Genomic DNA, 14,273 nt, shown 5'->3' on the forward strand with positions numbered 1-14,273 from the left:
ATTCTCTCCTTCAATCCATCAAAACTAAAAAACAGATGAGCAAAAGAGATTATTACGATATACTTGGAGTTTCAAAAAGCGCTCCAGCTGATGAAATTAAGAAAGCCTATCGTAAAATGGCCATTAAATACCATCCGGATAAAAATCCAGATGATAAAGGCGCAGAAGATAAATTTAAAGAAGCAGCCGAAGCTTACGAGATTTTAAGTAATCCCGAGAAAAAACAACGTTATGATCAATTTGGTCATGCTGGTGCACAAGGAGGCTTTGGTGGTGGCTACGGCGGTGGCGGAGGCATGAATATGGAAGACATATTTAGCCAGTTCGGAGATATTTTTGGAGGTGGCGGTGGCAGTCCGTTCGATAGTTTCTTTGGTGGCGGTGGCGGACAGTCTCGTGGTGGCGGAAGAAGAGTGCAGAAAGGAACCAACCTAAGAATTAAGGTAAAACTTACTTTAGAAGAAATTGCCAACGGCGTTGAAAAAAAGATAAAAGTTAATAAACAAGTACTTTGTAATACTTGCGACGGCAGCGGAGCAAAAGATAAAAATTCTTTTTCTAGCTGTAAAACCTGCGGTGGTAGCGGAGCGGTAAGAAGAGTAACCAATACCATTTTAGGTCAGATGCAAACTACCAGCACCTGCCCTACCTGTAATGGTGAAGGAAGTACCATTACGTCTAAATGTAATACTTGCCACGGCGACGGTGTAACGCGTGGAGAAGAAACCATTAGCATCAACATCCCAGCTGGTGTAAGCGAAGGAATGCAACTGAGTATGAGTGGTAAAGGAAACGCAGCACCGAGAGGTGGTGTTCCGGGAGATTTGATTATTTTAATTGAAGAAACTCCTCACGAAACTTTAAAGAGAGAAGGTATTAACGTAATATATGATTTACACGTAAGTTTTGTAGATGCAACTTTAGGTGCTACCATTGAAGTACCCACAATTGATGGTAAAGCTCGGATAAAACTAGATCCAGGTACGCAAGGTGGCAAAATTCTACGCTTAAAAGGAAAAGGTATCCCCGAAGTAAACTCTTACCATAAAGGTGATCAGTTGATTCAAGTCAATATCTGGACTCCAAAAATTGTAAGTAACGAAGAACGCGAAGTATTAGAAAAATTAAAAGAATCTCAAAATTTTAAACCAAGTCCTGGTAAAAACGAAAAAAGCTTTTTCGATAGGATGAAAGAGTATTTTGAGTAGAAAACTTTGAAAATAAACGGAGAGCTGTCACTTAATTGGGGCAGCTTTTTTTGGTTAGGATCTTATTTCTAACTACGATGTGATTAAGAACCTCGCTTTCCAATATTCTGTAAAATACCATCGAGTTAGTAGTTCAATAGAAAATCTCGGAATATTAAGCTAAAAATATCCCAGCCAAAACGCCCATTAAAATAATGTATGGTGTTTTAGTGGAGGTAAATTTGAGCACCAAAAAAGTGGCTACTATAATTCCAATATTCATGTAATTGATCCCAACAGGTTTCATTAATAAAACAAAGGCAGCTACCATAAAACCAACTGCAACCGCGTTAATCCCGCTTAAAGATCGCTTTATACGGGTTATTTTTTTTAAATCTTCCCAAAAGGGAACAATAAAAAGAATTAGAATTACACCTGGTGCGTTTATTCCTAAAACGCCAATTACACTCCCTAAAATTTGTCCACTAATCCCGTACCCTCTATTCCCCAAAGACATTGCGCCGACAAAAGAGGTGAACGAAAATGTTGGTCCTGGAATAATCTGCTGAAGTGCATATCCAGACAAAAACTCTTGCCCCGTCAAATAGTGCTTAACGTCTACGAATTCGGTGTACATTAAAGGCACTAAAACCTGCCCTCCGCCAAAGATGATGATCCCGTTACGGTAAAAATTTTCAAAAAGTCTGATAGGTAAACTAAAAGGAGATGTACGACTAATTATCGCTCCCAAGGAACCAAAAAGCAATAAAATACCGATAAAATAAGCTACCTTTTTAGTATTTATATTAGAGAAAAGCTTTACCCTCAATTGGTCTTCTTCATGTGGTGCGTCAGTTGCGGAACTGATAATCCCACCCAAAAGTATTAAAATGGGAAATACAAACGGACTGCGTAAAATTAAACTCGCTGCAACTGCGCAAGCTGCCAAAATCAAATTGATGTCTGTTTTTAAAGCAATTCTACCAAAAGAATATGTGGCATAAGCCACAATTCCCAACGCAATAGGTTGAATAAACGTTAAAACTTTAGAAAAACTAGCATTTAAAGAAAAAGTTTCGAGATTGATTGCTATAAAACACATTACTGCACCTGCCGGAACAACCCATATCAAAAAGGTGATTATTGCTAAAGAAAGCCCACCCACTTTATAAGCTACCCCCACCACAGTTTGCGTAGATGACGGACCAGGGAGAATCTGTGTCAAAGAATAAAGCTCCATTAGCTCCTCCTCTGTTAAGTAAGCTCTTTTCTTTACAAAATCATTCAGCAAAATTGCCAAATGTGCCTGTGGCCCACCAAAAGAAGTAAGCATAAACGCCAAAACGTCTCTTAAAAAAATTAGTTTTCTAAATCGTTTTCCTTTCAACTGATGAGTATTTATTTAAGAAGCAAAATAAAAGAATCAAGACTAAATTATCCTGAAAATGGAAACCCTCTTTTTCAAAGCCAATACAACTAGTGAACTCTTTTTATTAACAAATAAAGCCTAATGACCAATGAGCTTTTTTCTACCCATCCTCCACCCAAGTCTAATGCCTAAAACTCCTTATACTAAACTAGTGTTAAGCTAAGTATAATACGACATAAAAATATCATGGTAAAAAACTTATTATCAACAATATAAGTCTTTCTACTTTTAACTTAACACTAGTCCTCCATCTCATCCTGCAAACTATTATACACGCCTAATAATTCGCTCAAAGCATGTTGGTCTTTTATTCGTTTTGCAATTTCAATACCTTGCTCATACGTCTTCAAAGCGTCATTTTGCCGTTCTAATTGCTCGTATAATTTCCCTAAATGATAATAAGTTCCAATATAATCTGTATGTTTATCTACCAAGTCTAAATAAAACCGTAGGGCTTCCTCGGTGTTATTTAACCTAAGATATTCAGTAGCAAGCGCATATTTTAAAAACGGATCATTGGGTTCATTTTTTAAAAACTCAAGTAAGCGTCCTAATCTGTCTATCGTCATTTATAATTACGTATTAAAAAATTAAATTTGTAAAAACCACAATAATATGAAAATTTTAGTTTGTATTAGCAACGTACCAGATACGACCACAAAAATAACTTTTACGAATGATAATTCCGATTTTAATGAAGCCGGAGTACAGTTTGTTTTAAACCCTTATGATGAGATTGCCCTTTCCAGAGCAATTGAATTAACAGAGAACGGAAACGGAACAGTAACTGTAATTAACGTTGGCGAGGCAAGTACAGAGCCTACTATTAGAAAAGCATTAGCCATTGGAGCAACTGATGCGGTAAGAATTAACGCTAAACCTACCGATGCTTATTTTGTAGCTAAGCAAATTGCCAATTACGCCAAAGATCAGTCTTTCGATTTAATCTTAGCAGGACGCGAATCCATCGATTATAATGGTGCCCAAGTTACCGCCATGTTGGGCGAATTATTGGATATTCCTTCTGTTTCTATTATCAAAAAACTAGATGTGGACGGTGATAAAGCTACCGTAGAAAGAGAAATTGAAGGCGGTAAAGAAATTATCACAATCCCTTTTCCTTTTGTAGCTGGTACCGCTGAAGGTGTTGCAGAATGGAAAATCCCGAATATGAGAGGGATTATGAGCGCTCGTACTAAGCCTTTAGCTGTTTTAGAAGCTATTGAGGTAAAATCACTTTCAAAAATTGTGAAGTTTGAAACACCAGCTCCTCGCGGAACAGTAAAGTTAGTTGATGCCGCAGAGCCAGAAAAGTTGATTGAACTTTTACACAGCGAAGCAAAAGTGATTTAGTGCCGATAGCTATTGGGCGTTCGGGCGGGCTATCCGCTATATCTTTTTTTGTCACCCTAAGCAGATCCGAAGGGCACACAAAAAAAGGATGTCGCTCCTATCCCTAACGCAAATCATCCGAACGAGAAAAGCTTCTTCAAAAGAGAAAAGAGAATAAAAAACCCTGATAACTTAAAGCGTTATCTCTAAAAATATAAAATATGTCTGTTTTAGTATATGTAGAAAATGCCGAGGGCAAATTCAAAAAATCAATATTCGAAGCGGTTTCTTATGCAAAGACAATCGCAACCCAACTAAACACCAGCTTAACCGCTATTTCCATTGGTGATGTAGCTTCTGCCGAACTGGAAAACTTGGGTAAATATGGTGCAAGCAAAGTTTTAAACGTTAACAACGAGAAGTTAAAATCGTTTATAAACCAAGCTTACGCATCGGTTATCGCCGAAGCTGCAAAAAAAGAAAATGCAAATGTGGTGGTATTATCCAACTCGTTTTCGGGTAAAGGTTTGGCTCCACGTATTGGTGTTAAATTAGATGCTGCTGTAATTAGCGGAGCTATTGAATTACCAAATACCGATGGTGGAAGTTTTACCATCAAACGCACTGCTTTTTCAAGTAAAGCATTTGCAACGGTTGAAGTTACCGCTGAAAACAAAGTTATTTCTTTAACGCCAAACAGCTATAAAGTTGTAGAAGATGGTGGAAGCGCAAACGTAGAAGTTTTTACCTCAGAAAATAAAGATTCTGATTTTAAAACCATCATTAAAGAAATTGTAAGGGCAACCGACAAGGTTTCTTTGCCTGATGCCGAACTGGTAGTAAGTGCTGGTCGTGGTTTAAAAGGCCCTGAAAATTGGGGAATGATTGAAGAATTGGCGAATTTATTAGGGGCTGCAACGGCCTGTTCAAAACCAGTCTCAGATGCAGATTGGCGCCCACACAGCGAACACGTTGGGCAAACTGGAATTGCTATTTCACCAAACTTATATATTGCTATCGGCATTTCAGGTGCTATACAGCATTTGGCAGGTGTTTCTTCATCAAAAGTAATTGTAGTGATTAACAAAGACCCCGAAGCACCATTTTTTAAGGTTGCAGATTACGGAATTGTAGGTGATGCTTTTGAAGTTGTACCTAAATTAATAGAAGCAGTAAAATCTTTAAAAGCAAATTCTTAAATTCGCGATGAAATAAAACTGAAATACATTTTGGCTTTAAGTTTGTCAAGATGTATTTTGTTTTTATGAGCGCCTTTGCGTGAGGGATTAGCAGTTCCATCATGTCGACGACAGGAAACATCTCACAACTCGGTATCAAATACTATATGTCCACTTTACTTGTGAGATTTCTCGTACCTCGAAATGACGAAACGTTTAAAAAGCTCATATTTTTATTTTTGGGGATTAGATAAAGGATGAAGAAACTAAAATTAGACATCATAGGCTTATCATACAGCCAAACACAATCTGGAGCGTACGCTTTGGTTTTAGGAGAAGTAACCGGACGACGAAGATTGCCAATTATCATTGGTGGTTTTGAAGCGCAGGCTATTGCTATCGAGATTGAGAAAATGACCCCAAGTAGGCCACTTACTCACGATTTATTCAAATCTTTTGCTGATGCTTACCATATCAACGTTCAAGAAGTTATTATTTATAACCTAGTAGAAGGTGTGTTTTTTAGTAAACTTATTTGTAACGACGGTAAGAAAAACATTGAAATTGACGCTCGCTCATCCGACGCAATTGCGCTTGCGGTACGTTTTGGTTGCCCTATTTACACTTACGAATTTATTTTAGCCTCAGCGGGGATTGTTATTGAAGGAACCGACTTCGTTTTTTTAGACAACATTGAACCTGCTAAAACTGAAACTCCAGAAAAGTCCGGAAATACTTTCAGCACCCATTCAGACGAGGAGTTGCAAAAGCAACTCAACGAAGCACTTGCCCATGAAGATTACGAAAAAGCCGCTAAAATTCGTGACGAAATAACCAAGCGCCAAGCTAATTAGGTTTTAGAGATTATTCTTCAAAATTACATACTCAGTTTTTGCATTTAATATTGTTGAGAATACATATATTAGGCTTCTTATTTCTAATTTAAGCATTCATTTATGAGTATTAAGGTACGTCTAATTGTCATGAATTTTCTCCAGTTCTTTGTTTGGGGAGCTTGGCTGATATCTTTAGGTGGCTACATGATAGTGACCTTAAAGTTTACCGGGGTTGAAGTGGGCAGTATCTTTTCCACAATGGGTATTGCTTCTTTATTTATGCCCGCCATTATGGGTATCATATCCGATCGCTTTTACAACGCAGAAAAAGTTTTAGGCTTGTGCCATATTTTTGGAGCTTTACTCTTGTTAGTTGCCGCCCACGTAACAGACTATCCTACCCTTTATATCATCATGCTTTTTAATTCGATGTTATACATGCCAACTATTGCTTTGGCAAATACGGTGTCGTACAATGCTTTAGAAAAAAACGGGTTAAATATTATTAAATCATTCCCGCCTATTAGGGTGTGGGGAACTATTGGTTTTATTGCCGCCATGTGGACTGTCGATTTTTTGGGCTGGACAAAAAATGCAAATCAGCTTTATGTTGCAGGCTTAGCGGGTTTACTTTTAGGACTTTATTCTTTCACGATGCCTAAGCGCCCGCCTTCAAAAGTTCGCAATGTAAGGAGTTTTGCAAACAGCGTTGGCTTAGATGCTTTTGTATTGTTCCGCAATAAAAAGATGGCTGTTTTCTTTACTTTTTCTATGTTTTTAGGAGCAGCGTTACAAATCACCAATTTGTTTGGAGGTTCTTTTTTAGACGATTTCAAGAATGTTTATCCTGATTCTTTCGGTGTACAGCATCCAAATTTACTACTTTCTATTTCTCAAATTTCAGAGACCTTATTCATTCTAACCATCCCTTTCTTTCTGCAAAAATTCGGAATTAAGAAGGTAATGCTATTTAGTATTTTAGCTTGGGTTTTACGGTTTGGACTTTTTGGACTTGGAAATCCGGGCGACGGCTTGTACCTATTAGTACTTTCTATGATTATCTACGGAATGGCTTTCGATTTCTTCAATATCTCGGGTTCATTGTTTGTAGAACGTGAATCTGACCCTACTATTCGAGCAAGTGCGCAGGGTTTGTTTATGATTATGACTAACGGTTTAGGCGCTTTTTTTGGAGGTATTTTAAGCGGTTGGGTAGTTGATCACTTTACAGTTAACGGTGTTAGAAACTGGGAGTACATTTGGTTCTCTTTTGCTGGTTATGCTTTATTGCTAGCCATCATATTCCCTTTTATCTTTAAATACAAACATATTAAAGAAGAATTAGTTGACTTGCAACATTAACAAAACCTTTTTTATTCATTATCAACAAAAAAGCCGTTAGATAAACAATCTAACGGCTTTTGTAATTTATTAGTTATTACTAAACTGCGTCTTCAAACAAATTAATAGCATCCTTACTTTCTAAAGAAGAGTGTCCCATTAAGTATTCATCAACCTTACGGGCCGCTTCCCTACCCTCTGATATCGCCCAAACAACCAAAGACTGTCCTCTGCGCATATCGCCAGCAGCAAATACTTTATCAACGCTTGTTTTATATTTGCCTTCTACAGCGTCTACATTTTTACGTCCATCAAGATTTACACCTAACTGCTCAAGCATTCCTTCATATTGAGGGTTTAAAAAACCCATTGCCAAGAAAACTCTTTCACAAGGGATAATCTTCTCTGTTCCTTCAACACCCGTAAATTTTGTTGGTCGACCTAAAAAGTCCTTTTCCCATTCTACTTCACTGATTTTTAAGCCGGTCAAATTACCATCAGCATCTCCAATAAACTCTTGGGTATTAATCGCCCAAAAACGTTCGCAACCTTCTTCGTGAGAGCTTGTTGTTTTCAATAACATTGGATACTGTGGCCAAGGCATGTTAATCGTTCTTTCTTTCGGTGGTTGAAACATCAATTCAAACTGCGTAACCGATTTCGCACCTTGTCTGTTTGATGTACCAACACAATCAGAGCCGGTATCGCCACCGCCAATTACTACTACATTTTTGTCTTTGGCAGAAATCTCCTCTTCCTCAAAAGCTATACTTGCCACCCTTTTATTTGACTGTTTTAAAAATTGCATGGCGTAATAAACACCCTTAAACTGTCTTCCGGGAATTGGCAAATCACGAGGAATGGTTGAGCCACCAGCTAATACAACAGCATCAAAACTAGCTACCAACTCGTTTGCAGAAATATCTTTACCAACTTCGGTATTAAACTTAAAGTTGATACCACTTTCTTTCATCACATCAATCCTACGCTCAACAACCGCTTTATCTAGTTTAAAATCTGGAATACCATATCTCAAAAGTCCGCCAGCATAATCGTCTCTTTCGTAAACAGTAACTTCATGCCCAACTTTATTTAACTGCGCTGCAACTGCCATACCAGCAGGTCCAGATCCAACAATTGCTACTAATTTCCCTGTTTTTAAAATTGGATTATATGGCTTAACAAAACCTTGTTCGTAAGCAATCTCTATAATATGCTTTTCAATTTCTTCAATAGCAACTGCGGGCTTATTAATTCCTAAAACGCAAGCTGATTCGCAAGGAGCCGGACATATTCTACCGGTAAACTCCGGAAAATTATTGGTAGACGTTAATATCTTATATGCTTCTTGCCAGTTTTTCTTGTAAACGGCATCGTTAAATTCTGGTATAACATTCCCAAGCGGACAGCCATTATGGCAAAATGGAATGCCACAATTCATGCACCTTGCAGATTGTTGATTCAGTTTCTCCTCCGAATACGTACCTACAAACTCCTTATAATTTTTTACCCTATCTTTTGCAGGTACTTTTTCCGGTAGTTCTCTGCCGAACTCTATAAATCCTGTAATTTTTCCCATTTTTTTTAAGTTGATTGTAATTGCTTTTTTTCTGCTAAAACTCGTTTAAACTCTTTTGGAAATACTTTGATAAATTTTGATGATTCATCTTTCCAGTTTTCAACTAAATATTTAGCTACCGCACTGCCTGTTAATTGATTGTGCTTACGCAATAATTTGATAATTTGCTCCTCATCTTTGATATCCAACGGATCTAAATCCACCATTTCCATATTACAATTATCAGCAAAGTTTCCATCTATATCATAGATTAACGCAACTCCACCACTCATTCCTGCTGCAAAGTTTCTTCCTGCTTTACCAATAATTAAGGCGATACCGCCAGTCATATATTCACAGCCATGATCTCCCACGCCCTCAACAACAGCTGTTGCTCCAGAGTTTCTTACTGCAAAACGTTCTCCTGCTTGCCCACGAATAAATAGTTCTCCAGAGGTTGCACCATAAAGTACTACGTTACCCACAATCATATTATCTTCTGGTTTAAACGTAGCCTCTTTTGAAGGATAAACTGCTAACTGTGCGCCCGATAAGCCCTTACCAACGTAATCATTTGCCTCTCCCTCTAATTCAAAAGAAATACCTTTAGCCGCAAAAGCGCCAAAACTTTGACCTGCAGAACCGGTAAATTTATAATTAATGGTATTATCTGGTAAGCCAGCTGAACCATAAATTTTAGCTATTTCATTCGATAGTACTGTACCAACAGTTCTATCGGTGTTTTTTAATGTAAATTCTCCAAAAACTGGCGTTTTACTTTCTAAAGCTACTTTTGCATTTGCTAAAAGTTTCCAATCAATAATCTCATCCATACCATGGTCCTGACCTTCACTATTATATAAGGTTAAACCTTTGGGGTAAACCATTGGATGCAATAATGCCGAAAAATCTAATTTTTTAGCTTTCCAGTGTGTGATATCGGGGCGTACTTTTAAAAACTGAACCCGACCAACCATTTCGTTAATGGTTTTAAAGCCAAGTTCTGCCATAATCTCTCTCATCTCTTCGGCCATAAATTTGAACAGGTTAACCACGTGTTCTGGTTTTCCGGTAAATAATTTACGTAACTCTGGATCTTGAGTAGCAACACCTACGGGGCAAGTGTTCAAATGACATTTACGCATCATGATACAACCGCCGACCACTAAAGCAGCCGTAGCAACACCCCATTCTTCGGCACCTAGTAAAGCTGCAATCGCTAAATCTCTACCTGTTTTTAGTTGTCCGTCGGCTTGTAATACAATACGGCTCCTCAATTTATTTTTAACAAGCGTTTGATGTGCTTCTGCTAAACCAAGCTCCCAAGGTAAACCAGCATGTTTGATAGAGCTTATTGGAGAAGCTCCAGTTCCGCCGTCATAACCAGCTATCAAAATTACATCGGCATGCGCTTTAGCAACACCTGCTGCAATTGTACCCACGCCTGCTTTAGAAACTAATTTTACATTTATTCTAGCAGCTCTGTTTGCATTTTTTAAATCAAAAATCAGCTGTGCTAAATCTTCGATAGAATAAATATCATGGTGTGGAGGCGGAGAAATTAAACCTACTCCCGGCGTTGAGTGACGGGTTCTGGCAATCCAATCGTCAACTTTATGCCCTGGTAATTGTCCACCTTCTCCAGGTTTTGCACCTTGAGCCATTTTTATCTGTAACTCGTCAGCATTTGTTAAGTAATTAATGGTTACGCCGAATCTTCCAGATGCAACCTGCTTAATTGCGGAACGCATAGAATCGCCGTTCTCTAATGGCTTGAAACGCATTTCATCCTCACCACCTTCTCCTGTATTACTTTTACCGCCAATTCTGTTCATGGCAATAGCTAAAGTACTGTGTGCTTCGTGAGAAATAGACCCAAAAGACATTGCCCCCGTTGCAAAGCGTTTCATAATGTTTTCTGCTGGTTCCACTTCATCAATAGAAATTGATTCGCGGTGTTTGGCAAAATCCAGAAGTCCACGTAAGGTGTACATCTTTTCTTTTTGATTATTTACCGCATGTGCGTATTTTTTATAGGTTTCGTAATCACCAGTTTTTGTAGAATGCTGCAACAAGTGAACAGTTGTTGGATTAAATAAGTGTGCTTCGCCCCTGCGTTTCCACTGATATATACCGCCTTCGGGTAATAACTGTTCTGCATCATCTTTAAAGCCAGACACATGTTTAGATAAAGCTTCGCGAGCAATTTCATCTAAACCTAAACCGCCAATTCTGCTAACCGCTCCAGAAAAATGTTGGTCAACAACCTCTTTGCTGATTCCTAATATTTCAAAAATCTGAGAACCGTGATAAGATTGTAAGGTAGAGATTCCCATTTTAGAGAAAATCTTTAATAAACCATCACAAACAGATTTTACATAATTTTTCACGAGTACGGTTTCGTCTAAAGGCGTATCGTATCTTTCATCAATTTTTATCGCATGGATAGATGCTAAAGCTAAATAAGGGTTTATCGCGGTAGCACCAAATGCCAATAAACAAGCAAAATGATGAACTTCCCAAACATCTCCAGCTTCCATCACCAGCCCAACAGCACCTCTTAATCCTTTTTTGATTAAAAAGTGGTGAACTGCAGATACTGCCAATAAAGATGGAATTGGCGCATGCTCAGAGTCAATTGCTCTATCTGATAAAATCAAAACTTCAAAACCATCATTTACAGCATCTTCTGCATAACGGCAAAGTCTATCCAAACCTCTCTGTAAAGAACCTTCTAAACCATCAGCTTTAAAATAAGTTTGTAAAGTTTTGGCATTAAATAGGCCTGTATCTATACTCCTCAATTTTTCTAGCTCACTATCGTTTAATATTGGTTGCTTTAACGTTACACAATGGCAATGCATTTTATCCTCATCAAGGATGTTTCCATTGTTACCAATAAAAGTTGCCAAACTCATGACTAAACGCTCACGAATTGGATCGATTGGCGGGTTAGTTACCTGCGCAAAGTACTGCTTAAAATAACTGGAAAGGTGTTGCGGCCTGTCTGATAAAACCGCCAATGGAACATCAGTACCCATTGAACCGATTGGTTCTTTACCATCCAAGGCCATTGGCTTAATAATGGTGTCAATATCTTCGCGGGAATAACCAAATACTTTTTGGTAACGATAAACCGATTCCTTAGACATTTTTGTAAAAGAAACCCGAGGTTCTGGCAATTCCTCTAACCTAATTTTATAATTATCAATCCAATCGCCGTAAGGCTGACGATTAGCTATCTGATGTTTAATCTCCTCATCTGTAATAATTTTTCCCTGCTCAATATCAATCAAGAACATTTTACCAGGTTGCAAACGTCCTTTACGGATAACCGTTTTCTCATCAATTTTTAATACCCCAGCTTCTGAAGCAACAATAACTCTATCGTCATTGGTAACTACGTATCTTAATGGGCGTAATCCGTTTCTGTCTAGAATAGATCCAATCAGCTTGCCATCGGTAAAAGTTAAAGCTGCAGGTCCGTCCCATGGCTCCATAATGGTTGCATGGAATTCGTAAAAGGCTTTTTTCAGCGGATCCATCGCTTCATTTCCGTCCCAAGCTTCTGGCACTAACATCATCATTACATGAGGTAGTGAACGTCCAGAATGCATTAAAACTTCCACGATATTATCTAAACAAGCAGAATCGGATTGGTTGTTATCAATAACAGGCAATAGTATTTCCATTTCTTCTGGAGTGAAGTATGGAGAGATATAAGATCTAACGCCAGCATAAAACCAGTTTAAATTACCTGTTAACGTATTGATTTCACCATTGTGAGAGATGTATCTGAACGGTTGCGCCAATTTCCAAGATGGAAAAGTATTGGTTGAAAAACGAGAATGGATCATACCGAAAGCAGACACCACTTTATCATTTTGCAAATCTTGATAGTATTGACGTACTTGATACGTAGTTAACTGACCTTTGTAAACAATAACTCTTGAAGAAAGTGAAGTAAAGTAGAATTCTCCTTCTGCTACACCCACGTTTTCAGTTAGGGTTTTGCTAATCAGCCTTCTTAGTACATAAAGCTTACGTTCAAAATCATCATTATCAATAATATGATCAGGCTTACCTATAAAAATCTGTCTAACTAAAGGTTCTACAGATCTAGCGGTTTCACCAACTACCTCAGAATTTACGGGTACTTTTCGGTAGCCTAAAACAGGAAGCCCCATTTGCGTAGCGCATGCTTCTACAAGCTTTCTTAATGCTTTTCTGTCATGACCTTTTTTAGGTAAAAACATCATCCCTACTCCGTAATCGCCGGGTTCTCTTAAAGCTATTGCATCGGTCATACATTCCTCAAGAAAAAATTCATGAGGTATCTGTATCATAATACCTGCACCGTCTCCACTATCTGGGTCACAGCCACAAGCGCCTCTATGCTCCATGTTTTCTAACATGGTAAGTGCGTCAACAATTATCTGATGCGATTTTTTTCCATTAATGTTTGTGATAAATCCAGTACCACATGCATCATGTTCAAACTTAGCATCATATAGTCCTTCTTGAGTTTGATCGAGTTGATTCATTAAAGTGTATTAAAGTTGGGATTGGGCTGTCAAAGTATGAAATAATATTAGTATCTAAATAATTGCTGTTTTTTTTATGAAATATTCAACAAATCGATATCTAATTACGTTAAATATTAAAAACAGTGTAAAATATTATTTAATTATTTGAAATATTCGTAATAAAATTGTATTTTATTGACCTTTTGAAAATCAACATTTTAAGGTTTTAACAGCAATAAACACTCCTAAAACGTCAGATTTTACAAAAACTAATATTTTTTTTTAGATATAAAAACAACAAAAAGGCAATTTATGGGATGTTTTCTATTCAGTTCTATAAGCTTTATTTTGCCTAACTTCGTTTTATAAAAATTAACTATGGACAATAAAAAAGCAATATTTTTAGATAGAGATGGTGTAATCAATAAAGAACTCGGAGATTACGTATGTAAAATGGAGGACTTTGAGATTTTACCGCATAATTACGATACTTTAAAGGAACTACAAGAGCGAGGTTATTTGATTTTGGTTGCCACCAATCAAGGTGGATTGGCAAAGGGCTGGTACACCGAGGAAATTTTGCAACAAATGCATGATCACGTTGCGCAAGATTACCTAAAACATGGAATTACTGTCTCACATTTTTACTATTGCCCGCACCACCCCAACTTTACCGGTGAATGTGATTGTAGAAAACCAAAGCCAGGGATGCTGTTACACGGAATTAAAGACTTTGATTTAACTCCATCGCTTTGCTACTTTATTGGAGATAAACATACAGATGTTGAAGCTGCAGAAGCCGCTGGGATGACGGGAATTAAGATTGAGATTGATCAACCTTTGGGAGAAATTTTACATTTGATAAAATAAATTTTTTGACTAAATT

At 37.7% G+C, this 14,273-nt stretch carries 10 protein-coding genes; 6 read left to right on the forward strand and 4 right to left on the reverse strand.

What is annotated here, in order from left to right:
* Positions 1-35: 35 nt before the first annotated feature.
* Positions 36-1,208: a molecular chaperone DnaJ gene (gene dnaJ / locus B176_RS0108380; protein WP_017258352.1), complete on the forward strand. Its 1,173-nt coding sequence runs from the start codon at positions 36-38 to the stop codon at positions 1,206-1,208.
* A 154-nt stretch (positions 1,209-1,362) separates the two neighbouring features.
* On the opposite strand, the gene chrA is transcribed toward dnaJ, so the two are convergent.
* Together chrA and B176_RS0108390 are read right to left on the reverse strand one after the other, a co-directional pair.
* Entirely contained in the window at positions 1,363-2,574 is a 1,212-nt protein-coding gene (gene chrA / locus B176_RS0108385) for a chromate efflux transporter (protein WP_017258353.1), read from the reverse strand.
* 281 nt (positions 2,575-2,855) lie between these two features.
* Positions 2,856-3,185, reverse strand: coding sequence for a tetratricopeptide repeat protein (locus tag B176_RS0108390; protein ID WP_017258354.1), 330 nt, complete (start codon positions 3,183-3,185; stop codon positions 2,856-2,858).
* Positions 3,186-3,231: 46 nt separating this feature from the next.
* On the opposite strand from B176_RS0108390, the gene B176_RS0108395 reads away from it, so the two are divergent.
* From B176_RS0108395 to B176_RS0108410, 4 genes are all read left to right on the forward strand, one after another.
* Entirely contained in the window at positions 3,232-3,969 is a 738-nt protein-coding gene (locus B176_RS0108395; protein ID WP_017258355.1) for an electron transfer flavoprotein subunit beta/FixA family protein, read from the forward strand.
* 200 nt (positions 3,970-4,169) lie between these two features.
* The gene (locus tag B176_RS0108400; protein ID WP_017258356.1) at positions 4,170-5,147 is read left to right on the forward strand and encodes an electron transfer flavoprotein subunit alpha/FixB family protein; all 978 of its coding nucleotides are present in this window, start codon (positions 4,170-4,172) and stop codon (positions 5,145-5,147) included.
* A gap of 236 nt (positions 5,148-5,383) precedes the next feature.
* A complete protein-coding gene (locus B176_RS0108405; RefSeq protein WP_017258357.1) occupies positions 5,384-5,980 on the forward strand; it encodes a bifunctional nuclease family protein in 597 nt (198 codons plus the stop codon).
* A 102-nt stretch (positions 5,981-6,082) separates the two neighbouring features.
* A complete protein-coding gene (locus B176_RS0108410) occupies positions 6,083-7,324 on the forward strand; it encodes a nucleoside permease (protein WP_026063232.1) in 1,242 nt (413 codons plus the stop codon).
* Between the two features lie 79 nt (positions 7,325-7,403).
* Here the strand turns inward: B176_RS0108410 and B176_RS0108415 are convergent, their stop codons facing one another.
* Positions 7,404-8,882: a glutamate synthase subunit beta gene (locus B176_RS0108415; RefSeq protein WP_017258359.1), complete on the reverse strand. Its 1,479-nt coding sequence runs from the start codon at positions 8,880-8,882 to the stop codon at positions 7,404-7,406.
* Positions 8,883-8,887: 5 nt separating this feature from the next.
* A complete protein-coding gene (gene gltB, locus B176_RS0108420) occupies positions 8,888-13,405 on the reverse strand; it encodes a glutamate synthase large subunit (RefSeq protein ID WP_017258360.1) in 4,518 nt (1,505 codons plus the stop codon).
* Between the two features lie 360 nt (positions 13,406-13,765).
* Here gltB and B176_RS0108425 point away from each other — a divergent pair, with 360 nt between their 5' ends.
* A complete protein-coding gene (locus B176_RS0108425; protein WP_017258361.1) occupies positions 13,766-14,257 on the forward strand; it encodes a D-glycero-alpha-D-manno-heptose-1,7-bisphosphate 7-phosphatase in 492 nt (163 codons plus the stop codon).
* The last annotated feature ends 16 nt before the right edge of the window (positions 14,258-14,273 follow it).

The organism is Pedobacter arcticus A12 (assembly GCF_000302595.1).
GTDB lineage: Bacteria > Bacteroidota > Bacteroidia > Sphingobacteriales > Sphingobacteriaceae > Pseudopedobacter > Pseudopedobacter arcticus.

Excerpts from the sequence above, each read along its gene's own strand:
- dnaJ (WP_017258352.1), top strand. The coding sequence starts at position 36 with ATGAGCAAAAGAGATTATTACGATATACTTGGAGTTTCAAAAAGCGCT.
- B176_RS0108390 (WP_017258354.1), bottom strand. The coding sequence starts at position 3,185 with ATGACGATAGACAGATTAGGACGCTTACTTGAGTTTTTAAAAAATGAA.
- B176_RS0108395 (WP_017258355.1), top strand. The coding sequence starts at position 3,232 with ATGAAAATTTTAGTTTGTATTAGCAACGTACCAGATACGACCACAAAA.
- B176_RS0108400 (WP_017258356.1), top strand. The coding sequence starts at position 4,170 with ATGTCTGTTTTAGTATATGTAGAAAATGCCGAGGGCAAATTCAAAAAA.
- B176_RS0108405 (WP_017258357.1), top strand. The coding sequence starts at position 5,384 with ATGAAGAAACTAAAATTAGACATCATAGGCTTATCATACAGCCAAACA.
- B176_RS0108410 (WP_026063232.1), top strand. The coding sequence starts at position 6,083 with ATGAGTATTAAGGTACGTCTAATTGTCATGAATTTTCTCCAGTTCTTT.
- B176_RS0108415 (WP_017258359.1), bottom strand. The coding sequence starts at position 8,882 with ATGGGAAAAATTACAGGATTTATAGAGTTCGGCAGAGAACTACCGGAA.
- gltB (WP_017258360.1), bottom strand. The coding sequence starts at position 13,405 with ATGAATCAACTCGATCAAACTCAAGAAGGACTATATGATGCTAAGTTT.
- B176_RS0108425 (WP_017258361.1), top strand. The coding sequence starts at position 13,766 with ATGGACAATAAAAAAGCAATATTTTTAGATAGAGATGGTGTAATCAAT.